General features: G+C 63.3%; 20 protein-coding genes and 1 pseudogene. 3 read left to right on the top strand and 18 right to left on the bottom strand.

Translation table 11 applies throughout. The annotated features are described in order from the left end of the window. The first annotated feature begins 217 nt into the window (after window positions 1-217). Window positions 218-3,154, top strand: a complete 2,937-nt coding sequence (locus A3CW_RS46165; protein WP_051481434.1) for a Tn3 family transposase — start codon at window positions 218-220, stop codon at window positions 3,152-3,154. A 412-nt stretch (window positions 3,155-3,566) separates the two neighbouring features. Here the strand turns inward: A3CW_RS46165 and A3CW_RS0113045 are convergent, their stop codons facing one another. From A3CW_RS0113045 to A3CW_RS0112970, 16 genes are all read right to left on the bottom strand, one after another. Further along, entirely contained in the window at window positions 3,567-4,253 is a 687-nt protein-coding gene (locus A3CW_RS0113045; protein ID WP_035512875.1) for a GntR family transcriptional regulator, read from the bottom strand. A gap of 119 nt (window positions 4,254-4,372) precedes the next feature. After that, window positions 4,373-5,086: a 2,3-bisphosphoglycerate-dependent phosphoglycerate mutase gene (locus A3CW_RS0113040; protein WP_028203973.1), complete on the bottom strand. Its 714-nt coding sequence runs from the start codon at window positions 5,084-5,086 to the stop codon at window positions 4,373-4,375. Window positions 5,087-5,097: 11 nt separating this feature from the next. Next, window positions 5,098-5,292, bottom strand: coding sequence for a hypothetical protein (locus A3CW_RS53290; protein WP_035512873.1), 195 nt, complete (start codon window positions 5,290-5,292; stop codon window positions 5,098-5,100). Window position 5,293: 1 nt separating this feature from the next. Beyond that, window positions 5,294-6,085: a carboxymuconolactone decarboxylase family protein gene (locus A3CW_RS0113030; protein WP_028203972.1), complete on the bottom strand. Its 792-nt coding sequence runs from the start codon at window positions 6,083-6,085 to the stop codon at window positions 5,294-5,296. Window positions 6,086-6,163: 78 nt separating this feature from the next. Further along, window positions 6,164-6,559 (bottom strand): cupin domain-containing protein, encoded by a 396-nt coding sequence (locus tag A3CW_RS0113025; RefSeq protein ID WP_028203971.1) that lies wholly within the window; start codon window positions 6,557-6,559, stop codon window positions 6,164-6,166. Between the two features lie 16 nt (window positions 6,560-6,575). After that, on the bottom strand, window positions 6,576-7,484 hold the full coding sequence (locus tag A3CW_RS0113020) for an NAD(P)-dependent oxidoreductase (protein WP_028203970.1): 909 nt from the start codon (window positions 7,482-7,484) through the stop codon (window positions 6,576-6,578). Window positions 7,485-7,515: 31 nt separating this feature from the next. After that, a complete protein-coding gene (locus tag A3CW_RS0113015) occupies window positions 7,516-8,865 on the bottom strand; it encodes an MFS transporter (protein WP_028203969.1) in 1,350 nt (449 codons plus the stop codon). A gap of 155 nt (window positions 8,866-9,020) precedes the next feature. Beyond that, window positions 9,021-9,416 carry a carboxymuconolactone decarboxylase family protein gene (locus A3CW_RS0113010; protein WP_028203968.1) on the bottom strand — a complete coding sequence of 132 codons (396 nt, stop codon included), beginning with the start codon at window positions 9,414-9,416 and terminating at the stop codon, window positions 9,021-9,023. Window positions 9,417-9,551: 135 nt separating this feature from the next. Then, window positions 9,552-10,982 (bottom strand): aldehyde dehydrogenase family protein, encoded by a 1,431-nt coding sequence (locus A3CW_RS0113005; RefSeq protein WP_028203967.1) that lies wholly within the window; start codon window positions 10,980-10,982, stop codon window positions 9,552-9,554. A gap of 22 nt (window positions 10,983-11,004) precedes the next feature. Then, entirely contained in the window at window positions 11,005-11,892 is an 888-nt protein-coding gene (locus A3CW_RS0113000; protein WP_028203966.1) for an NAD(P)-dependent oxidoreductase, read from the bottom strand. 12 nt (window positions 11,893-11,904) lie between these two features. Next, a complete protein-coding gene (locus A3CW_RS0112995; protein ID WP_028203965.1) occupies window positions 11,905-12,231 on the bottom strand; it encodes an NIPSNAP family protein in 327 nt (108 codons plus the stop codon). Between the two features lie 52 nt (window positions 12,232-12,283). Next, window positions 12,284-13,207: an NAD(P)-dependent oxidoreductase gene (locus A3CW_RS0112990; protein ID WP_028203964.1), complete on the bottom strand. Its 924-nt coding sequence runs from the start codon at window positions 13,205-13,207 to the stop codon at window positions 12,284-12,286. Window positions 13,208-13,237: 30 nt separating this feature from the next. Beyond that, entirely contained in the window at window positions 13,238-14,623 is a 1,386-nt protein-coding gene (locus tag A3CW_RS0112985; RefSeq protein WP_035512871.1) for an MmgE/PrpD family protein, read from the bottom strand. Beyond that, a complete protein-coding gene (locus tag A3CW_RS0112980; RefSeq protein ID WP_028203962.1) occupies window positions 14,613-15,398 on the bottom strand; it encodes an SDR family oxidoreductase in 786 nt (261 codons plus the stop codon). The genes A3CW_RS0112985 and A3CW_RS0112980 overlap by 11 nt, the downstream gene beginning before the upstream one ends. Before the next feature lie 13 nt (window positions 15,399-15,411). Further along, window positions 15,412-16,212: an N-acyl homoserine lactonase family protein gene (locus A3CW_RS0112975; protein WP_028203961.1), complete on the bottom strand. Its 801-nt coding sequence runs from the start codon at window positions 16,210-16,212 to the stop codon at window positions 15,412-15,414. Window positions 16,213-16,266: 54 nt separating this feature from the next. After that, window positions 16,267-17,682 (bottom strand): MFS transporter, encoded by a 1,416-nt coding sequence (locus A3CW_RS0112970; protein WP_028203960.1) that lies wholly within the window; start codon window positions 17,680-17,682, stop codon window positions 16,267-16,269. A gap of 364 nt (window positions 17,683-18,046) precedes the next feature. Here A3CW_RS0112970 and A3CW_RS0112965 point away from each other — a divergent pair, with 364 nt between their 5' ends. After that, window positions 18,047-18,778, top strand: a complete 732-nt coding sequence (locus tag A3CW_RS0112965; protein ID WP_028203959.1) for an IS6 family transposase — start codon at window positions 18,047-18,049, stop codon at window positions 18,776-18,778. Between the two features lie 62 nt (window positions 18,779-18,840). Here the strand turns inward: A3CW_RS0112965 and A3CW_RS0112960 are convergent, their stop codons facing one another. Next, window positions 18,841-19,662, bottom strand: coding sequence for an AraC family transcriptional regulator (locus A3CW_RS0112960; RefSeq protein WP_028203958.1), 822 nt, complete (start codon window positions 19,660-19,662; stop codon window positions 18,841-18,843). Between the two features lie 495 nt (window positions 19,663-20,157). Here A3CW_RS0112960 and A3CW_RS46155 point away from each other — a divergent pair. Beyond that, window positions 20,158-22,407 (top strand): annotated as a pseudogene (locus A3CW_RS46155) (TonB-dependent siderophore receptor). A gap of 306 nt (window positions 22,408-22,713) precedes the next feature. Here A3CW_RS46155 and A3CW_RS0112950 read toward each other — a convergent pair. After that, entirely contained in the window at window positions 22,714-23,529 is an 816-nt protein-coding gene (locus A3CW_RS0112950; protein WP_081771639.1) for a cytochrome b, read from the bottom strand. Between the last annotated feature and the right edge of the window lie 217 nt (window positions 23,530-23,746).

The following is a 23,746-nucleotide window of genomic DNA, read 5'->3' as shown; positions in this document are numbered from 1 at the left end:
GCGTCTGCCTTGAGGCCCTGTATAAATTTCTTTTCGAATCAAACGCCTGCTGACTATCCTCTGCGGCCTCCCAATTGCGGGCGTGACAGTAGCACCCGTGATCGGGTACTTTCCTTAGTAGCTACGCCTCCAAGCTGGAATCCCGATTTCTACCGTGGCACGGATGATTTTGCATCGCTACGCTTGTCCGCTCTCGTCATCGACGCGGAGCTGCCTGATGGATCACTGGCGACTGGCATATCTCGGGATCCGGCAAATTCCGCGCGAGTTGAGCGAATTCGAACTCAGCACATTCTTTACCTTTTCAAAACGCGAGCGCGCTCAAATCGATTCGAGGCGCACCGATCTTTACCGGTTGGCCATCGCGCTGCACGTCGGTTTCCTGCGAATGTCCGGTCGGCCCCTTGATTCATGCAGGCAGATCCCAACCGTTCTTTGGCGACACCTTGGCCAACAGCTTGATGTCCAGCCGCCGGACGTCGGGACGCTCCGGTCGATCTACGACGGTAATTTCAAGACGCTGTCCGACCACCAGGGCTTCGCGAAAACCATCGTAAATTTCCGGCCGATCGCCGAACATCAGCGTCGGTATGTGATCCGCTGGCTCAAGGAACAGCTCACGGGGCGCCCTGAGCGCGGCCAGTTAATGAGCGATCTGAAGCGCTGGTTTTACGAACATCGTATCGTGATTGCGCCCGATCGCCGGTTGAGGCAGCTCGTCGTTCAGGCAGTGCACGATATCGAGGACTCACTGCACGGGACGCTCGAGCAGGCCCTCGGCATCGACAAGCTCGAGAGCTGGGCGCGTATCCTGGCTCAGCCGCATGGAGACCACACGAGTCTGCAGCGGTGGTTGTGGGCTGTACCGCTTCGTGGCTCGACCCACCAGATGAGTGAGGTGCTCGACAAGATCAATCTGCTCACGATGCATGGCGTGGCCAACGACTGGCCAGTCGGGTGCAACGATGCCATGGTGAGGCATTACGCGCGTCGCTGTGCCAGCCGGCCACCTTCAATCAGCAAACGGATCGAGCCGCAAGGTCGAAGGCTTGAAGCGGCGTGTTTTATGCGGTACAGCCTTTGTACAGCGACGGATCAGGTACTTACAATGTTGCGTCGCTGGGTGCTAAAAATCGTCAACGATGCGTCGCGTGAAGTTGAAACTGCCCGATTGAAAGCCGCGGACCAGCTTCGTGAATTCGCCCTCGCCGTAAAGGCACTCGCGACTGACGAATCGCTCTCGCGGGAGGATCTCGGCAGAGAGCTTTGCGTGCTAGCAGATCAGGTCGTCCAACCACATCTCCCCAGCCGCCGCAGCGAGATCCGGCAGTGTCTGCTCCGAAAGCGGTACTACGCGCGCAACCTGCTGATCCGTATTGTCCAGTTGCCGTTCGAGGCCGACATCGCTCATCCTGTGCTGGATGCGATCGTCCTGTTGCGAGGTCTCTACCGACGTCACCCCTACTTGTTGCCCGACGGCGTGAACATCCGGCTTGGGCGCGCTTGGCGCGAATCGATCGATGGTTACGACCGCCTGAAGGCGATGGTGGCTTTCGAATGGGCCACGCTTTTTGCGTTGCGTGTAGCTCTGCGCAACGGCACGATCTTTGTCGAGCACAGCTTTTCCTTCCGGAGTCAGGCACAAATGCTGATCCCGGCCGAAGATTGGCGGACAAAGCGGAACAACCTGTATGGGCATCTTGGGCTGCCGCAGGACCCTCAGGAGTTTCTAGGTCCGGTTCTGGCCCATCTCGACCAGCGCCTTGAACTGCTGGATCGTGCAGCGGATGAAGGCAAGGTGCGGATCGATACGGCGGTGCATCTCGATCCATTGGAAGCCCAGCCTGAAGACGTAGAGGCCGATCGCCTGCGACGCGCTATTTTTGAAGCCCACCCGCCCGGCCAGCTACCGGAGATCATCCTCGAAATCGACAGCGCAACGCGCTTCAGCTGGATCCTGCTTGGGCGCGAACCTCGATCGCGGGTCGAACTGCTCATGATGTATTCGGCTGTACTGGCGCACGGGACCTCGCTCTCGGCAGCGGAGATCTCCCGCATGGTCCCTGAGATTTCGCCGGCCGCCATCCGCCAGATGATGAAACGACTTGAGGATGAGAGAATGCTTCGGCTTGCTGCCGATGCTGTCCTTGAATTCATGCATGAGCATCCCGTCGCCGCTCACTGGGGCCGCGCCGATCTGGCATCCTCCGACATGATGTCGCTGGAGACGACACGCACAGTCTGGCAGGCGCGTGCCGATCCGCGGCGCCGCACGGCATCCATCGGGATGTACACGCACGTGCTCGATCGATGGGGCATCTTTTACGATCAGCCCATCGTGTTGAACGAGCGTCAGGCCGGCGCCGCGATCGAGGGAGTCGTCCGACAGAGTGCGGCCGGGGACATCGCTCAGCTCGCCGTCGACACCCACGGCTACACAGATTTCGCAATGGGTCTGGCACGGGCACTAGGATTCGATCTATGCCCTCGCCTGTCACACCTTCGTGACCGACGGCTTCATGTCCCTCGAAACCATGAAATCCCACCGCAACTGGCTGCGGTCACTGACCGCGATGTGAGGCTCGAGCTCATCGTGGACGTCTGGGACGAATTTGTCAGGATCGCCGCATCCATCCGTTCCGGAAAATGTACTGCAGTCGACGCCCTGGCTCGCTTCGGCTCAGCAGCACGCGGACAGGCCGTATATGAAGGCGGCGTTCACGTCGGACGTCTGTTCAGAAGCATATTTCTGATCGACTATTTCACCAATGCCCCGTTCAGGGCAGAGATGCAGCATGTCTTGAACCGTGGAGAAGCCGTCCACAACGTTCAACGCGCGATCCATATCGGCAAGATACCTGTCGAACTGGCACGCCGTCAGGAATCTCTATCGGCGGTTTCGTCCGCACTGACACTGCTCTCGAATATCTTGATGGCGTGGAACACCACCCATATGCAACGCGTTCTTGAAGAAATTCAGGCTGCCACAGGCGAGCCACTGGTGCCTGAACAGTTGAGAAGAATCGCGCCGACACACCTGGAGGGAATCAACCTGCGCGGGACGTTCAATTTTCCAGTGGCTCGGTACGCGCACCGAATCCTTCCGAGTCTCGACGGTGATCTGCACGCTTCGACCGCAAGTCGTCAAGCCTGAGCTGACGTCCAAAACACTGAATCGATAATGCAGACAGCGTCTGCAGTTTCGGTCTTTCGCCACGGCGTGCGGATTAAACCGCTGGACTGCTACAGCCATCCACGCAATGGGAAACCGCAGGGGTAGTCAGCAGGCATTTGATTTAAAACGAAATTTATACAGGGCCGCAAGGCAGACCGGCGCCAGGCATAGGTGTGCCCAACCGGAAATCTGCACGAGAATCAAAGGCACCCCATGCCGAGCGGCGCGGTCGCGAGCCCCTCTTTGGAAAGCTGCAGTTCGACCACTGGCCGCTCCTCGGTCAGTTCCCCACTCACAGAGATGGCAAGCGTGACGACGGCAACGACACGCAGCGTTCAGATGACCGGGTCTATCGCGCGTCACGCCCAGAGTGGAGTGACGCCTCGACGCGTCACCCGGAAATTTCCTCTTCGCCCTGCTCGGCCAGCATGCGCAATGCGGCCTTTTCCGCGTTGAGCACGTGCTGGCGCGCCAGTTCCTGCGCCTCGTCCGCGTCTCTCGCCTTCAGCGCCTTGTGGAGTTTGTCGATTTCGCGCAGGCTGCTCGGCAGCCGGTCAGGATGCATCAGCGACGTCGCGCGCAGGAGATTCACACGCAAGTAAAGGCTGTTGAGAATTTCCTTCACGAGATGGTTGCCGCAGTTGTCGAGCAGCACGTCGTAGAGCGCCGTCTTGGCCTTGAGCACGCCATCCTGATCCTGCGCCGTCGCCTGGGCGCGCAGCACTTTCGCGGCCTCGCCGAACTGTGCGATGGCGCCGTCACTGGCAAGGCGCGCGAATTCGTGCGCCGCAAATCCCTCCAGCAAGGCGCGCAGCGCATAGAGTTCGACGGCCTCGGCGCGCGACATCACCGCCACCACAGGCCCCTTGTGCGGCACGTTGCGCACGAGCTTTTCGGCCTCCAGCTTGCGCAACGCCTCGCGCACGGAGGTCCGGCTCACACCCAGCGTTTCGCAAAGTTCGCGCTCGATCAAACGCGCGCCGGGCGCGAAGCGCCCGCTCATGATCGCCTGCCGCAGCACGTTTTCGACCTGGTGACGCAGCGTCTCAGGCCGGATCAACTCCATATCAGCCGACATTATTGTCTTCCCGTCCGACAAAAATCCAACCCGTATCATACTTCACGGCCGCCCGTTCTGGCCGTCCGGCGCGCATAAATCGGGCGGTCGGCGCACGCGCGTCGGACACGGAGATCGAATCATCGCGTCATGGCGGCGAGCCCGGTGCGTGAGACGATGCGCAGGCTTGCGTCGAACCGGAGCACGAGCGGCTCGGCGTGCGCGACTTCGAGCGACGCGATTCCGGCGTCGTCGATGCCGTCCAGATGCTTGAACAAGGCGCGCAACGCGTTGCCGTGCGCAACCATGAGCACCGACTCGCCGGTGCGCAGCGAGGGCGTCACGGCGCCGTGCCAGAGCGGCAGCACGCGGTTCAGCGTGTCACGCAAGCTCTCGGTGCTGGGGAGCGCGTGGGGGGGCGGCAGCGCCGCCTCCTCGAACTGCCTGACAATGGCCTGCTGCCGTTCTGCGTCGAGCGGCGGCGGCGCCTCGGCAAAGCCGCGCCGCCATGCGCGCACCTGCTCCGGGCCGTACAGCGCCGCGGCAACCTCCTTGTCGAGGCCCGTCAATGCGCCGTAATGGCGGTCGTTCAGCCGCCACGAACGCACGACGGGCCGCGCGGGCGCACCGCACTGGCGGACGATCAAGTCGAGCGAGCGCCCCGCGCGGCTCAGCGCCGACGTCACCGCCAGATCGAAGCGCAACGACAGCGCCCGCATCTGCTCGCCGATGCGCGCAGCCTGCGTGACCCCCTGCTCCGACAACGGCACATCCATCCAGCCCGTGAAGCGGTTCGTGCGGTTCCATTCCGACTGGGCGTGGCGCAGCACCACGAGCGTTGCGCAATCCGCCATGCCGACCTCGTCTAGTTGTAGCCCAGGATCGCGCACGTGCGCACGTGCGCCTGCTCGTTCCCGTTCGAAGCGAGCCGCGACAGCGGCGACGTCTGGAGCGCCCGGTACGTCGAGTGGGGCGCGGGTGCGCGCGGCGGCCCGGAAGGCCGCGCGGATTCGCGCGCGGCGCCGCGCACCCGGTTCGTACTGGCGTCTGCGCCCGGCATGTCAGGCCGTTGCCGTCGCGCGCTGTTTCGTCAGCGCCGCCTCGAGCAGCGGCGCGCCGAGTTCGGCGCCATGAATGCCCGTGGTGCTGACGACCTCCAGCAGCTCCATGAGTTCTTCCGCGCTCGCGCCGTAGCGCAGCGCGTTGCGCATGTGCAGCTTGAGCCCCGGCACGTACAGATGCGTAGAGGACGCGTCGAACGCGCAATACATGAATTCCTTGACCTTCGGGCTCAACACGCCGGTGCGCCACGGTACAGACGAAAACGCCACATAGGCTTCGAAGAAGTCAGGATCGAATTCGAGCAGCCCCTCCCACGTGGGATGCCAATAGCCGCGATTCTTTTCGAACGCTTCTTTCAGCGCGCGGCGGCGTTCGTCGAGCGGCGCGGGTCTCGTGCGCAGCCCTTCTTCTTCGAGCACTTCGAGCAGCGCGGGCACGCCGACATTGCTCGTATGGATGCCGATCGTGCTGATCAGCTCGAGCACTTCCATCAGTTCTTCGCGGGTCGCGCCGAAGGCGAGCGCGCGTTCCAGATGATGCGCGACACCGGGCCCGTATAGCTGTGTGGCGCACGCATCGGCGGCCAGCGCGATGAAGGCGCGCACCTTGTCGTCGAGATGATGGCGGCGATGCGGCACCGCACAGAGCTGAACGTAGGCGTCGACAAAGCCCGCGTCGAGACGAAGCATGCTGTCCCATGCGGCGTTCCAGGCGCCGTGCACGCGCATGAAATCGTCCTTGATCTGCTGCGGTGAGCGTGGCTCGCGCGCCGGCTGGTCACCCTGCTTCATTGCGTCGTTCCTCGTGATGACGATGGTCGAATGTCTGCGCGTGCGAAACGCGGCCCGCGCCGCGTTTCGCACTCCGCATCAACGTGCGTCGAGCCCCTTCGGGTAGTCGGCCTCCGGCACTTCTTCCTGCCACGTCGACTTGCCGATCGACGTGGCGATATGGACCATGTAGCTGCCGTCGCTCGCGCCGTGCCAGTGACGCTCGTTGGGTCCGATGAACACGATGTCGCCCTGGCGGATTTCCTGCGGCGCCTCGCCGTCCTTGCAGATCCAGCCCTTGCCCGCGGTCACCTGCAAGACCTGGCCCTGCTCGTGCGTGTGCCAGTAGGTGCGGCCGCGCGGCGCGAAGAACACCGTGTTGATCGTGACGCCATCGGTCGTCGGCATCACGGGGTCGGCCCACACCGTCCCCGAGAACGTTTCGCCGCGCTGCTCCGACATCTTGCCTTCTGCCCTGCCGTGAAAAACCTTCATGACTGCCTCTTCTCCATTAGTCAAACATTCCGCTGGCAGTCGAAAGCCGCACGCCGCCCGAAACGTCGCCGATCGCATCGACGACCCGATTGCTGATCACGTCGCCGTAGCCGAGCGCCGTGCCCAAGCCGAAGCTCGCGAGCGGCCCCGACGCGTTCAGCGACACCACTCCCAGCTCGCGCACGCGATCGACATAGAGCACGACATCCTTCGTCATGAGCTTGCCGGTCAGGCCGCCTTCCAGATAGTCGCCGTCGACGATCTTCGGAAAGCGGTTCAGCGTCGCGAAGTTTACGCCGCTGCTGCTGTTGAGCACGTCGAGCAGCAGATGCAGGTCGAGCCCCGCCTTCTTGCCCGCCACCATCACTTCCGCGCTTGCCGCGAGGCTTACCGCGTTGAGGAAGTTGTTCAGCAGCTTGGTCGTGTGGCCCGCGCCGCTTTCGCCCATGTGCGCGACCTTGCTGGCGATCGGCGCGAACGCCCAGTCGAGCGCCTTGACCGCGCTCGCTTCGCCGCCCACCATCAGCGTGAGCGTGCCCTTTTCCGCCGCGGCCGCGCCGCCCGAGATCCCCGCGTCCACATACTGCACGCCGTCTTGCGCGAAATGCTGCGCGAGCCGTATGGTCGAACTCGCGGCCGCCGTGCTCAGGTCGACCACGATCTGCCCGGCGCGGCAGTGCGCCAGCACGCCGCCCTCGCCTTCGACCACGCTCTCCACCACCTTGCTGTCCGGTAGCGACAGCATCACCACGTCGGCAAACTTCATGACGTCCGCTATCGTGGGCGCAGCCTGCGCGCCCGCTGCTTCCACGCGCGCGGGCACCGTGTCGTAGCCGAGCACCGCAATGCCCGCATCGACGAGGCGCCGAGTCATGCGGCCGCCCATGTTGCCCAGACCGATGAAGCCGATCCTTTCCTTGTTCATTTCCGCTCTTCCCTTACAGTCAGTTCATTCGTCAAAAATCGACATCCTTCGTTTCCGGTCCCATCAGCGCGCCGACCGCGCCGATCAGACCGCCGAGGCACAGCAGCACCACCGAAGTGAGCCGCAACGGCATGAACGCGCTCAGCCAGTCCATGTAGAACGCGTAGAACGACGGGATGATCACCGAGAGGCTGAAGCCCACGCCGAAACCCGTTGCGCGCACATCGGTGACGAAGCGCTCGTTGATGTACGTGACGATCACGCCCCACGGCGACGTGACGAGCACCGCAAGCACACAGACCAGCGCGATGATCGCCCCGAGCGAGAGCCCGTCGACGTTCGCGAGCACATACAGCAGCGCGGCGCCGACCGTCGCAATCAGCGGACCGACGATCGCGAAGAAGCGCCGCCGGCCGATCACCTGCGCGAGCATGCCCGAGCCGATATAGCTGAAGAACAGCACGAAGTAGGTGATCATCAGCGTGGACGTCATCTGGAAGCCGTTCAGATGCAGCGTCTTCACGAGCAGGCCCGTGGGCAGGAAGATCGTGATGATGTTCTGCGTTAGCCAGAAGCCCGTCATCATGACCAGCACCTGGAGCAGGTTGCGGCCGCTCTTGCCGCGCAGCAGGTCTGTCAGCGGCAGCTTTTCGGGCTGATCGGCCTTCTCGGCCGTTTCGCTCTTCCAGATCTCCGATTCGGCGACCTTGTGCACGTAGTACATCGCCAGCGCGCCCGCGAGCACGGCGCCCAGCACGAACGGAATGCGCCAGCCCCATTGTGCGTACGGCGAGTGCATGCCGCTAAGCGGAAAGAACCAGAACATCAGCATGGCGATCAGATTGATCGACACGTACGCGGCGGGAAAGCCCGCGATGATGAAGCCGCCCACGAAGCCGCGCTGCTCTTTCTTCGAATACTCGATGGCAAGCGGCATCGCACCCGTATAGCCGCCGCCGAGAAAGATCCCGTCGACGAAGCGCAACAGCACCAGCGCCCAGTACGACACGATGCCGACGCTCTCGTAGCCCGGCAGCAGTGCGATCAGCAGCGTGACCACGCCGAAGCCCGACACCGACCAGATCGACGCCTTGCGGCGGCCGATGCGGTCCGCGACCATGCCGAACAGCAGCGCGCCGATCGGCCGCCCCAGCAGCGTCGTGATGAACACCAGCGACGCGAGAATCGTCTCCATTCCGCCTGACAGATGCGGCGGCTGGAAGAACGCCAGCACCGGCGACAGGACGACGACGGGCAGGTAAATATCGAACATGTCGATGTACTCGGAGAAGAACGCGCCTTTGATGGCGTTGCGTCTTTTCGTTTCGATCGTCTGCTCGCCTTCGGACAGTACGACGTCAGTTGCGGTGAGGGTCTTCATCGTTGTCTCCTTTGTCGGCCGGAACCGGCGTATTTGCGCCCGTTCCGGCCGCATGCAAGTTCATTGCATTGATTGCCCGCAGCGTGCGGTGCGTAGTTTGTGTGCTTCGATGTCGCGTCGACATTGCGTGGACTTTGCGGCGCGTGCCGCCCCGATCAAACCGTCGAAGTCTCCGCTTCGTACGCCTTGATCGCCTCCGTCGCCACGCGGAACGCGGCGAGCGCCAGCGGCACGCCGCAGTAGATGGCCGCCTGCATCAACACCGCGCGGATCTCGTCCTTCGTCACGCCGTTGCGCAGCGCGCCTTTCACGTGCACGGCCAGTTCGTGGTGCTGGCTCATTGCGGTGAGTATCCCGAGGTTTAGCAGGCTGCGCGTCTTGAAGGGCAGCGTGTTGTCGCCCCAGATATCGCCCCAGCAGCACTCCGTCACGTACTGCTGCATCGGGCGGTTGAAGTCGTCGGCGTTGACCCACGACTTCTCCACGTGCGCCGCGCCCAGCACTTCCTTGCGGTTTTCAAAGCCTTTCTTGAAACGTTCGTTGTTGTCCATCTTCAAGGTCCTCCCAGTTGCCCGACTCGTTCAGTTGCTCCGCGCATTCAGACTGCCAGACACGATGATTGTCAGACAATCAAAATGCGCAAAATTTTTTGGCGACCGGCCGGTCCGGAGCCGGCCGCTCGCCGCTCATTGCGCGCCGTAACCGACCAACGCCTTCGTTTCCAGGTATTCGCGCAAGCCCGCTTCGCCCCACTCGCGGCCGTTGCCCGAGCGCTTGTAGCCGCCGAACGGCGCATGGAAATCGGCGGGCGGATAGTTCAGATGCACGCCGCCCGCACGCAACGCACGGCCCACCTTGCGGGCGCGCGCGATGTCGCTGGATTGCACGTAAGCGGCGAGGCCGTATTCGGTGCCGTTGGCAATCGCAATAGCTTCGCCTTCGCTGTCGTACGGCATCATCGAAAGCACCGGCCCGAAGATCTCCTCGCGCGCGATGGTCATCTCGGGTGTGACGTCGGCGAAGATGGTCGGCTTCACGTAGTAGCCTTTCTCGATGCCGGCGGGCACGCCCGTGCCGCCCGTCACGAGCCGCGCGCCTTCGTCGATGCCCTTCTGGATCAACGCCTGCACGCGCTCGAGCTGATTGCGGTTGACGAGCGGCCCGAGTTGCGTGGACGGATCGTCGGTCGGCCCCAGGCGGTACGACTCCGCCGCGCGCTTCGCGATCTGCGCGGCGTCGTTCATCAGTTGACGCGGCACCAGCATGCGCGTGGGAATCGAGCACGACTGGCCCGAGTTCGTGAAGCACGCGGCAACGCCGCGCTTCACGGCTTCTTCGAGATCGACGTCGTCGAGCAGGATGTTGGCGGACTTGCCGCCCAGCTCCTGCGCAACGCGCTTGACCGTCGGCGCGGCCGCCTGTGCGACGAGCACGCCCGCACGCGTCGAACCCGTGAACGACACCATGTCGATATCGGGGTGCGTGGCAATCGCCTCGCCCACGCCCGGACCGTCGCCGTTCACGAGATTGAACACGCCCGCGGGCAACTGCGCTTCGTCGAGCACTTCGGCGAACAGCAGCGCGCTCAGCGGCGAATATTCGCTGGGCTTGAGCACCATCGTGCAGCCGGCCGCAAGCGCGGGCGCGAGCTTCACGACGATCTGGTTCACGGGCCAGTTCCACGGCGTGATAAGGCCGCACACGCCGATCGCTTCGAGCACCACACGCGTGTTGCCGCGCTGCTCCTCGAATTTGAAGCGCTCGAGCACGTCGATCAGCGCATTCAGGTGCGCCGGGCCGCGCGCCGCCTGGCCGCTGCGCGCGAACGCGATGGGCGCGCCCATTTCGCGGCGCATCGCCTCCGCGAATTCGTCGTAGCGGCGCTCGTAAATGGCCAGCACGCGCCGCAGCATCGCGACGCGTTCGGCCACGCTCGTCGCGGACCACGCGGGAAACGCGCGGCGCGCGGCAGCCACGGCGCGATCGACGTCTTGCGCATTGCCGAGCGCCAGGCGCTCGAACGGCGCTTCGGTGGACGGATCGACGACGTCGAACCATCGTGGGGAAGCGGGCTCGACCCAGCGTCCGTCGATATAAAACTGCGCTGCATGTGACATGGCAGGCTCCAAAGCAGAAAGATCAGGACGCGTCGCCATCGAGCAAGCGGTACATTTCGGTGTGGTCGGTCGCGGGCGTCGAACGCTGCGCGGCTTCGTCCCACATCGCGGTGCAGGTCATGCCGAGCGTCATGGGATAGCCGACCGACTGCGCGAGCGCACGCGCGATCTTCAGATCCTTGTTCATCAATTGCAGCGCGAAGCCCGAGGCGAACGTACCGCTCAGCATGAACTGCTTCACCTTGTTCTCCGAGGTGTTGCTGCGGCCCGACGATGCGTTCAGCACGTCCGTCATCACCTCCGGCTCGATGCCGAAGCGTTGCGCGACGTGCAGCGCCTCGACCGTGGCGGCCAGTCCCGCCGCCGACACGTAGTTGTTCAGCGCCTTCGCCGCATGCCCCGCGCCCGCGCCGCCGATGTGCAGAATGCTCTTGCCCATCGCCTCGAGTACGGGCTTGCAGCGCGCGAGTTCATCCGCGCTGCCGCCGACGAGAATCGCGAGCGTGCCTTCCTTCGCTTTCTTCACGCCGCCCGAAACGGGCGCATCGAGATACGCGAGGCCGCGCTCTTCGAGCACCGCGCCGAGCTTGCGCGAGCGTTCCGGCTCCGACGAACTCATGTCGATCACCGCCGCGCCCTTCGCGAGCCGGCTTGCCCAGCCGTGCGCGCCACCGCCGAGCAGCACGCTTTCGACGATGGCCGAATTCGGCAGCATCGTGATCAACGCGTCGAGCGACGCCGCATTGTCCTCGCTCAGACGCTGCGCGCCCGTTTGCGCGGCGAGCGCGTCGGCACGCGCGGCGTCGGCGTCGTCGATGAAGAGGTCGAAGCCCGCGTTGACGAGGCATTGCACCATCGGCGCGCCCATCATGCCGAGCCCGATGAAACCGATTCGCCTGGGTTGTGTCATGACGCTAATCTCCTAGCGCAACGCGGAAAACGCGGTCGGCGTGAGGAAGTGGTTCTCGATGCGCTCGACGATGGGCTTCTCCGCTTCCGTCGCCGCGCGCTTCGCGATCCATTCCGCGTCGGCCTGAAACGCGTTCCACTTCTGCTCGCGCTCGGCGAGGCTTTCCCATTTCAGCATGTACGTGAGCGCGTGATTGCTGGGCCCGATCAGCGTGGTCCAAAAGCCGATCTGCTTGATGCCGTACTTTTCGAAGAAGCCCAGCGTGGTGGACGTGAAGCGGTCGAGCAAGGCCGGCAGGCGGGTCGGCGCGCAGTGATAGATGCGCATTTCAACGATCATGTGATTCTCCGTTATGAAAATTCGGGCTCGCAGGGCGAGCCACCGGTGCGACTCAGTCCGCGAGCCCGTCGATGGACGACCAGCGCTCGACGTACTTGACGAGTTCCGTCATGTCGCGCGCGCTGCCGTCCTGCATCGCGGCGTAATTCCATACCTGGCGCGCGACGCTGCCGACCCACATCGGCACGCCCAGCGCCTGGCATTCGTCGACGGCAAGGCCGATGTCCTTGCAGACGCTGCCCACGGGAAAACCGAAGTCGAACGTACGCGGCAGCACGTGCTTCGGAAACTTGTCGAGCGTCGCGCCGTTCTTGCCGCTGCCCGCATTGATCACCGACATCATAATTTCCGGGTCCAGGCCGCCGCGCATGCCTGCGACGAACGCTTCGGACGTGATCGCGAACGCCGTGGACGACAGCATGTTGTTGAGCAGCTTCAGCAATTGCCCTTGTCCGGCCTGGTCGCCCACGACGAAGACTTTGCCCAGCACCTCGAAGAGGCCGCGCACCTGTTCGAGCGCGGCCGGCTTGCCCGCCGCCATGATCGCGAGCGTGCCCTTCGCCGCGCCCGCCGCGCCGCCGCTCACGGGCGCATCGACGGTGTCGATGCCTTTCGCCACCAGCCCTTCGGCGACTTCTCTTTCGATGCGCGAGCCGACAGTCGACAGATCGACCAGGATCTTGATCGCGCTGCCTTCGACCAGACCGCCCTCGCCGAGCGCGACCTGCTTGAAAATCGCCGGCGTGGGCAGGCTCGTGAACACGGTATGCGCGCCGTCGGCCACTTCCCGCACCGACGCCGCCACCTGTGCGCCCAGCGCCTTCAGTTCCGCGACGGCCGCCTGATCGCGGTCGTACACGATGAGGGCATGCCCCCCTGCGATCAGCCGCCGCGCCATCGGCCGGCCCATCGTGCCGACGCCGACGAAACCGAGCAGGCGACCGCTCTGTTGATTTGATGCCTCACTACTCGACATGACAATCCTCGTAAATTAAGGGTCTCTGCGTTAATCCGAGCCACGGGCGCGCGCAAGACGCACCACGGCCGCGGCATCGGGCTCGGCATCGAAATTCCATAGCGCTTGCGCGAGCGGCTGCGCATCGACGCCCGAGCGGCCATAGGCCGCTAGCCGATGCAGTTTGTCCGCCAGCTCGACGTTGGCGAGCGGCGCGCTGAGACTGCCGCGCGCCGCCAGCACGCGACGCGACAGGCGTTCGCCCGAGCGCAGCACGATCGTCACTTGCGCCGATTCCACCGGCCATGCGGCGTCATCGACAAAACGCAGCCGGCTCGCCAGTGCCCGCAGCGAAGGATCGGCGACGGCCGTATCGGTGAACTCCTCGAGCCCCGCCTTGCCGCGCGAGAGCGTCACGGCCACGGCATGATGCGCGCTGACCTGCGATTCGCGGCCCGTGCGCACGCCGGGCCGGTCGGTGCGCTCGCGCAGCAGCGGATGCCCTGTTAGTTCGATTTCCTCGATATCGTCGAGGGACCAGCGCGCGTCGCGCCGCAGATCGAGGCACGCGTCGATCACCGGATTGAGCACCACGCCGCACGGATACGGCTTGTAGGTGTTCTTGAGCAGCCCCCATTCGCGCCCGAGTTCTTGCGTGAGCGCATGCCAGCGCGGTTTCGAGACCGTCACGCGCAGGAAGCCACGTTCGCCTTCGAGCGGCGCGACGGGGCCGGAAAAACCGTCTTCGGCGAGCAGCGCGGAGAGCAGCCCGTTGCGCGCCGCGTTGCCGACGCTGATGCTCTTCGACATCGTGCCGAGCGTTTCGACCAGGCCGCCCGTCTGGGCGGACGCGTTGCCGAGCGCCCACACGATGGCGTCTTCGTCGAGTCCGCGCGCCTTCGCGGCGGCAGCCGCCGCGCCGAACACGCCGCACGTCGAGGTGATGTGCCAACCGCGCTGATAGTGCTCCGGCGACACCGCGTTGGCGATGCGGCACTCCACTTCCACGCCGATGACGAACGCGAGCAGCAACGCCTCGCCGCTCATCGCATGCGACTCGGCGAGCGCGAACAGCGCGGCGGCCACGGGCGCAGTCGGATGGAGGATGGTGGGAATATGCGTGTCGTCGAAGTCGTAGACGTTCGCGCTCATCGCGTTAAGCGCGGCCCCATTGAGCATGTCCATGCGTTCGCTGCGGCCCACGAGCGTCGCCTCGCTGCCGGCGCGAAAGCGGCCATAGACTCTCACGGCCTTGTCGAGCGTCGGATCGTGCGAGCCTGCCAGCGCGACGGCGAAGTAATTGACGAGCGAGCGTTTCGCTTCGCTGCGCACGGCGGCGGGCACGTCATGCCATTGCGTGGCGGCTACAAAACGCGCGAGCGCGCGGGTCAATTCGCCGTTTTGCAATGCGCGTGCGTCGATGGAATCAGCCTGCAAGCCAGCCTCCTTCGATCGGCATCATCGCGCCCGTGATCTGGCTGGCCGCCGGGCCGCACAGAAATACGACCATCTCGCCCACGTGCGCAGCCTCGACGAGTTCGCCGGTCGGCTGCTTGCCCTTGAGGAATTCGCGCACGGCATCGTTGCGGTTCAGGCCGCGCTCGTCCATCAACGCATGGATGCGGCCGTCGATGTTCGGCGTGAGCACCGAGCCCGGGCAGATCGCGTTGCAGGTGATGCCCTGACTCAAGGTTTCGATCGCCACCGAGCGCGTGAGGCCGAGCAGCGCCGTTTTGGTCGTCACGTAGTCGACGCGGTTGGCGACGGCGCGCGCGCCGTACACCGACGTCATGTTGAAGATACGGCCCCAGCCACGCTCGCGCATGCCGGGCAGCGCCAGCTGGATCGCGCGAAACGCGGCCGTGAGGTTCACGGCGAGCGCGCTGTTCCAGTGATCGAGCGGAAACGCTTCGATAGCCGCGAAATGCCGAACGACTGCATTGTTGATGAGTACGTCGAGCGAGCGCACCCGCTCTTGCGCCGCGCCGATCAGCGCATCGACACCGGCCGGCGTGGTGAGATCGGCCTGCACATACGCGACGTCCACGTCGAATGCATGCTCCAGCTCGTCCATCGTGCGCATCATCTGCCCCGGCGTCTCGAGCCCATGCAGGACGATGTCGCATCCCGCGCCCGCCAGCGCCCGCGCCATTGCGAGACCCAGGCCGTTGGACGAACCCGTAACGAGCGCGCGCTTGCCTTTCAGGATCATCTTGCCGCCCCGCTTAGCGTGCTTCTGCATCGAGCCGCACGATCCAGCCTTCCGTCGCGCGGTCATGCGACGGATAGCGCGTCAGCACCGCGGGATCGTGGCCGGGAATCACGTGATTCGGCGAGCGCGCCAGCCGATGAGCGGCTTCATAGCCCTCCAGCATGTCGCCGACGTTGTAGACGACGGGGAACGGCCGATGCTCCTGCATGTTCGCGTAGAAGTGCGAAGCATCCGACGCCAGCACGACCCAGCCGCGCTGCGTATGCACGCGCACGACCTGCAGGCCGTTCGTATGTCCGCCGACCCAATGCACGCTCAGTCCTGGCGCGATCTCAGAGGCGCCGTCATGGAACTGCACGCGCCCTTCGAACAGGCGACCGACCATCGACTTCACGTCTTCCGGCTCGAACGGATGGCTCAGCGCGTGATGACACATGCAGCGGCCCGTGCAATACGCCATCTCCCGGTACTGAAGGTGATAGCGCGCGCGAGGGAACAGCGAGTGATTGCCTGCGTGATCGTAGTGCATGTGCGTGATGATGACGTCTTCGACGTCGTCGGCGCGAATGCCGATCTGCTTGAGGCCGTGCTCCACCGTGTTCGTGATCGTGCGGCCGCGCTTGTCGGCCATCGCCTGATCGAAGCCCGTGTCGACGATGAACGTGCGCGACTCGCCCACCACGGCCCATACGAAGTAATCGAGCGGCATCGGCACGTCATGGGAGTCGCCGCCGATGAAGTTATCGCCTGAGCGGCGTTCGAAATGCGCATACTTGACTGCGTAAATCCGGTAGTTCTCAGCGGGCGATGACATGTCTCTTGTTTCCTTTATCTGGTGATCCGTGTGTGGAAATCCTTGCGGCGCCCTTCACTCCGCCGCGGCGCTCGCGCATCCTTCAAGCGCTTGCCCGTTCGTGGCGTCGGCGGCAATCGCTTCGAGCGAGCGGTGCTTCGTTTCCGCCCCGAACACGCCGACGATCACCGCCTGTATCAGCAGCGTGCTGACGATCAGCGTGAGCACGCCCGAGATGCCGAAGCGCATGAACGCGCTCGCCACCGCGTACGGCACGACGATGCTGACTGCGCGGCCCGCCGTGTTGGCAAGCCCCGCGGCGCGCAGCCGCAGCTCCGTGGGAAACAGCTCGGGCACATACGTGGCGACGCTGAACGAAGACAGCACATAGATGCCAGCCGTGATCGCAAAGCCGAGCGCCGTGATCGCCACCGCCGACTGCGCGAACGGATAGGCGACGCCAAAGCCCGCGCAGACGAGCGAAAACAGCACAATGCCCCATTTCCGGCCAAGGCGCTCGGCGAGGCCAAATGCAATCAGCGAACCGACGGGGCCGCCCGCGAACATCAGTGCCGTGATGCCGAGCGAGTTCGACACGCTGTGTCCCTGCTTCACGAGGAATGTGGGTATCCAGCTGACGAATGCGTAATTGACGGTAAAGAGCGCGACGAGCACCGTGATGGCTGTGGTGGTGCGCGTCAGCAGCCGGCGCGAAAACAGGTCTGCGAGCCGGCCGGCATCGTTCGCATTGTTCGCGGCGCCTGCAGACGACTCGCGCGTGAGGGACGACGTGACACCCGCCGTGCGGTCCGTGGGCCTGCCGCACGCCGCCTCGATGCGCTCGACGATCTGCCGGGCTTCGTCGGCGCGTCCGCGCGATGCGAGCCAGCGCGGCGATTCCGGCATCGACTTGCGCAGGAACCAGACAAACAGCGCGCCGCATCCCGCGATCGCGAACATCCAGCGCCAGCCGTACTGCGGGACGATCAGCCAGCCGAGAAACGTCGAGAGAAACAGCGACGTGTTGATGATGAGGTTGAGGATCGTGCCAAAGCGCCCGCGCCAGTGGGCGGGAATGAACTCGCTGAGCGTGCCGTATCCGACCACGATCTCGGCACCCATGCCGATGCCCATCACGAGACGAAAGAAGATCAGCCAGTAGATCGACGGCGCGAGCGCCGCGGCAATCGATGCGAAGCCGTAAATGCCGAGGTTGAACTGATAGCAGAAGCGGCGGCCGAAGCGATCGCCGAGCACCCCGGAGAGCCACGCGCCCGCCATCATGCCGATAAAGGTGACGGAAACGAACGTCGCGTTCTGACCCAGCGTGGACTCGCCGCTGTGAACCATCGCGGCAAGCACTGTGCCGGCGATATAGATGTCGAACGAATCGAAGTACATGCCGGCCGCGATCAGTCCGAGCAGACGCCAATGGAACCCGGACAGGGGCAGTTTGTCCAGGCGCGCTCCAATGCTGGCATCCATCTGCATGGTGCTGTCTCCGTAATGTTGGCTTTTCTGGCCGACTTGCGGCCGCCCTCTCCAGACGGCAGACCGTCCGCTTGCTGACGGATTATATTCCTGTCATACAATCCGTCAAGCAGACTATTTTCTGCATCGGGCGACCGGATAGTGTTCGTGACAGGCGCGTGGCCGTGGCGTGGGCCGCCTTGCGGGCGAGCGCGGACGACATGGCGGCCGAACCGCCACGCGGATGGCGCTCGCGTAAGCAAATTCGGCGACTGTTACACGGCGCGTCGCCGCGCACCAATACGCGCACCCATCAATAGCGACCGGGCGCGTAGCTTTCGCAGGGCTTTGTCAAGTTGATGACCGTGCCTGGTAAAATGGCGGGATGAAGAAGAGCAAATCACCTTACTACGGTTTCCGTTTCCCGGCATCGGTCATCAGTTGCGCAGTACGGTGGTACCACCGCTTCAACCTGAGCCTGCGTGACATCGAGGAATTACTACTCGAGCGCGGCGTGAGTGTCACGAACGAATCGGTGCGCAACTGGTGCGAGCGGTTTGGTGCGCAGTTTGCGCGCTGCGCGAAGGCCGTGCGGGGCAGGGTGGGCTCGACCTGGCACCTCGATGAAGTGTTCGTGAAGCTGCGCGGCGAGCCGTACGTGCTGTGGCGCGCGGTGGACGAGCACGGCACCGAACTGGGCGTGCTGTTGCAAAAGCGGCGCGACAAGGCTGCGGCCACACGCTTTCTCAGGAAGGTATTGCGCTCACACCCGGTGCCCCGAAAGATTGTCACCGATCAACTGCGTAGCTATCCGGCAGCAAAGGCGGAGGTGCCCGAACTGGCCGGAGTGAAACATGTATTCGTGAAAGCGTCGGCCCGGGTCAATAACCGCGCGGAAAATAGCCACCAACCCACGTGCCGGCGCGAGCGCCAGATGCAAGGCTTTCGCGATCCCCAGCGTATTCAGGCGTTTCTCTCCCGCTTCGGTCCTATCCGTCAGCACTTCGCCTCGCCCCGGCACCAGATGAAGGCTGCCTGCCATCGCGTAGAACTTCAGGCACGCCTACTTGCCTGGCAGTGCTGGGCCGGGGTAAGCAAGCTCGGAATTATCCAATAAGGATACCTTAGCTTGCCCAGATGGCACACACCATCTTCGGCCAACTTGACAAAGCCGTTGAATCACGTGTTGTCGCGCGACCTGAGATACCTCTGCGGGCTCGTTCCTAGCGCCTTCCTGAACATCGAAGTAAATGCGCTCGGACTTTGATAGCCAAGTTCAGCCGCAACTGTCGCCACGGGTGTCCCCAACGCGAGACGCGCAACGGCCTCCACCAGCCTTAGCTGCTGCCTCCACTGGCCAAAGCTCAGCCCGGTCTCGTCACGAAAGAGCCTCGCCAATGTCCGCGTGCTGGCACCGACACGCGCGCCCCAAACGTCAATCGTTTCGTTGTTCTCGGGACACAGCAACAGCTGTTCGCAGACTGCGCGCAGCCGGCGATCGTCCGGAAGCGGAAGCGTCCCGCTCAACGCGGGCAATGCGCGTTGCAGCTCGAACAGGAAAAGCGGAAGCGCAAGTTCGGCGCGCCGGGCATCGCTGTCACCGGCGCTCACGGCCAGGGCCACCACCAAGGCGTCCAGCAGCTGTCCGACCTGCACCACCCTGCACTGCGTCCATACCCTGAACTCCGTCGCGATTGCCGCATCGACATAAGCCGTACGCGCGGTCACATCGCCAATCGCGTGGAGCTCGTGAAGCATGCCAGGCGGCATCCAGATCGCCTGGAACGGTGCGAGTGTCCAGATGCTATTCGGTGTTAGCGCTCGGGCCACTCCGCGCGTCACATAGATGAGCTGGGCCTCGTCGTGAACGTGCCACGCATCCCGAAAGCCGTCCTCGAAATCCCACATTCGTGCAACGACCGGGTTGTCCGCGTTTGTGCGGATCGGCAGAAAGCGTTGCCGCCATACGGGTTCCAGATTTTCAAGCTTTTCCGTTTTCATCGAGTTTCAGCAACAAAATGGCACGATCGCGATAGAAGTTGTCATTACGTCGGATGTCGGTCGCATGTAAGCTTTCCCTTGTCTCGTCGGGCCCTAAGTCGGGCGTCAAAACTGTAATAATTCTCATTCTTGCATAGTTCGATGCACGATTCCTCCCGCCGGCCGACTGCGCGTAACCTGGCAAGGTCAAGAGACATGAGAGGCGTGGTCAGGAGCCAGCTGGTTCACCCAGACGGCGCCGCACGCTAAATCCCCCGGGCAATGACTTTCCGCTGCGCGACAGACTGTCGCCGCCGCGTGCTCCCGGCTTGTCTGCGAAACGGTGAGGTCGTCGGGAAGTGGCGGTGAAACCGCATGAGATGCCGCGGTTGCGCGCGGCGCTGGCAGGGCATGCAAGTCAACGGAAAACAGGGGAAGCACTGGCCGCCTGGCCTGCCATCCCCGATACCAAGGCTCGCCGTCGGGCAGCCACACACTACTGGAGAGCAACAAAGGATGGAATGGGCAACCAGCACGCGCATGCGCGCGATCTCGACCGCTGCGGGCATGGCGTTCTATGCGGCGGCGGGCCACGCCTGGGCGCAGACGGATGCGCCGCAGGGCGCAACCCGGCAGGCGCAGTCGTCGGACAGCGTATCTGGCAACGCAGCAAGCAGCGGAGCGGACCAACCGGCCGCAGGCGGTGAAACACTACCCACGATCCCGGTTTTGGCCAATGGCGACAAGGATGCAACCGTCGGCCTGGTCGCACGCCGCAGCGCAACCGGCACGAAAACGGACACGCCCATCAACGAGATCCCGCAGACGATCAACGTTGTCACCGCCGAGCAGATCGAGATGACGCGCGCCACAGACATCAATCAGGCGTTGCGCTACGTTCCGGGTTTTTCCACCTATAGCTCGGACAACCGTTCCGACTGGTATTCCGCACTGCGCGGCTTCACGCCCACGCTCTTCGTCGACGGACTCTCCGTGCCCAACACGATCAATCTCGCGAGCTGGCGCGTCGACCCCTACATGATTGACAGCCTGAGCGTGCTGCGCGGCCCGACCTCGGTCCTTTACGGGCAGGGCGATCCAGGCGCCATCGTCGATGTGCAAAGCAAGATCGCTAATGGTGAGCGCATTCGCGAAATGGAATTGCAGATCGGAAATTTCGCGCGCAAGCAGATTGCCTTCGACATCGGCGACAGGATCGACAAGGATGGCACGCTTTCTTACCGCGTGGTTGGCGTCGCCCGCGACGGCAACGTGCAGCTCGGGCCGAACTCCGATCAGCGGGTGGCGCTCTCGCCCTCCATCAAATGGCAGCCAGATGCTGCGACGTCGTTCACGCTCTACGCGACCTACCTGCAGGACTGGACCGACACCGCAAGCAATTTCCTGCCAGCGAGCGGCACGGTCCTGCCCAATCCGAACGGTGTGATCTCGAACAATCTCTACGTGGGCGATCCGGATTTCGACCGCTATGGCAAGCGTCAGGCATCCATCGGCTACCAGTTCGAGCATCAGTTCAATAGTGTGTGGACGGTGCGCCAGAGTGCACGCTTCATGCATCTTTCGACCGATGACTGGTCGGTGTACGGCGGGGGCCTCGATGAAGCCGACCCCACGATGGCGTCGCTCACACGCTACGCCGGGATCTTCCAATTCAACTAAAACCGCTTCGACATTGACAACCAGGCGCAGGCAAAATTCCGAACCGGCGAATTTGACCACACCGTGCTGGCAGGTTTCGAGTACAACCGGCAAACCACGACCGACAGTGAGCGGCTCGCGCTCGCGCCTGACCTGAATCTCTTCAGCCCTGTATACACGCCCGTTACCGCGGCAATCTTCTCCTCGTCGAACGCGTATCCTCGTACCGACATCAAGAGCGCGATGGACGCGTTCGGCATCTACTTGCAGGATCAGATCAAGTGGCGCCGCTGGGTGTTCACACTCGGTGGCCGCCAGGACTGGTCGGTTACAACACAGAACGACCTGATGGGCGGTACTCAGCAGACGCGGGCAGATCACGCATTCAGCGGCCGCATCGGTCTCACGTTCCTCGGCGATTACGGGCTGTCGCCGTACATCAGCTACTCGACCTCGTTCAACCCACTGCTCGGCGTGAACATGGCGAACGGCGCCCTGCCCGAACCCACGCGCGGGCGTCAGGTTGAACTGGGCGTTCGCTGGCAGCCACCCGGCAAAAACCTGATGCTCAACGCGGCGCTCTATCAGATAAACCAGACCAACGTCGCGACGCCCAACCTCGACGACCCCACTCTCAGCACCTACGTGCAGACTGGCGAAGTGCGCTCCCGAGGGTTCGAGTTCAGCGCTGTGGGCAAGCTGACGAACAATCTGTCGATCATTGCGGCATACGTCTATCAGGACGTGAAGAACATCAAGGCCAATGACGAAACGTTGAACAAATGGCCGGTGGATATTCCGCGGCCACGGCAGATGGCATCGCTGTGGGCTGACTGGACCTGGCATACCGGCGCGATCGCCGGACTGGGCTTCGGCATGGGCGTGCGTTATCAAAGCTCGGTTGCGGGCGCAGCAGACAACTCGATCTCTGTGCCGAGCTATACGCTCTACGATGCCGCGGTGCATTACGACATGCGCGACTGGCGCTTCGCGATCAACGCAACGAACATCTTCGATCGCCGTTACGTAGGCGGTTGTCAGTCATCAGCCGTGTGCATTTATGGAAATCCTCGCACAGTCATCGCATCAGCGCGATACAACTGGTAGAAAAGGCCAGCGTTTCTCGAGTGGCCAGGCCACTCAAGCGCCAATACTGCGCACTCAATATATTGCAGACCGTCAACGTTGATTGTGATTCTGGCAACGTCGCTGATGGACCGACGCTATATCGCCTGAGCCGTCCAGGCCTGGATTGGGCGGCAGCCGACCGGCAGGTCTGAGAGCGTCGATGTCTTGGACCGCGCCGCTATTCGCGGGGGCCACGCGCTGGATCAATCGTGACCCCCGCTCCTCGTGAGTAGGCTCTACTGCACGGCGCAAACGCTTGTCGTTGCCGGAACCGGAGGGCAGTATTTAAAGCATCCTTCGCAGCACGTCGTTACGCGAGATAAGCTGGTGCTTGATTACTGCAGCCACGTGCAATATGACCAGTCCCACCAGCAGAGCGCAACTTGCGCGATGCACTGCGAACAATTCGTCGGTTAGCGGACCTTTCTGGAACGGAGTGTGAATTTCAACCAGGCCGAACAACGGATAGCCATTCGGAACCATCAGGAAACCACTCGCAAGCACAGCAAAAATCGTGACGTAAATCACGACATGTACGATGCGTGCCAGCAATTGCTGTTCGACGGACACATCGGGCAGCGCAGGCGGCGCGATTCGGACCAGCTTCCAACCCACCCGAAGCGGAAAAAGCACGATCAGCACCGTTCCTATCGACATGTTCAGTTGCGACAGGGAATCGTGCACCGGTCCATCGGCCATCCGGGTGAGCGAGTAACCCGTAATGCTCGCGTAAATAATCCAGGCAGCAAATGTCCAGTGGAAAAATCGCGCAACGCTGTCGTAGCGGCCCCGGTCGGTCTCGGCCTGCACTTGTACCAGGCCGCGCAGGCCAGATTGGCCATCTTGCCCGATCTCGGTTAACGGCTCACCTTCATGCGTGCTGGATTGCCTTGCCGCTCGTGACATCCGGTTCATAACATCTTCCAGTCCGAAGTCATTGGGCTGTATCGGGACGCCGCCATGCGTTCCGCCCTTTGCTGATTCAATGCCGGGTCTGCGCGCGGTTGTTTTGGTCCGCCCGCCGTTCATCAGCGGCGCATCGTACCTACCTGATCGGACTACGTCAATAACAATGGAAATACAAGCGATTGCCATTTCCATATACTTTCACAGGATTTTCATGGGCCTTTCGAACCGAAGCGTTTCGCAACGCGTCGGGCAAGCCAGGGCGGAGGTACTGAACTGGCGCCTCCGGCAACTGCTATTGCCCATGGCAAGCGCCATTGACAATTGACCGGGTGCCACCCGCGTCCGTCGAGCACCTTTGCACGCCAGCGGCCCGTTAGAGTGGGTCCAGCACGTGATCCTCACCCGCCTG

This window comes from Paraburkholderia nodosa DSM 21604, from assembly GCF_000519185.1.
Taxonomy (GTDB): domain Bacteria; phylum Pseudomonadota; class Gammaproteobacteria; order Burkholderiales; family Burkholderiaceae; genus Paraburkholderia; species Paraburkholderia nodosa.
This window is presented reverse-complemented; position numbering and strand designations above follow the sequence as displayed.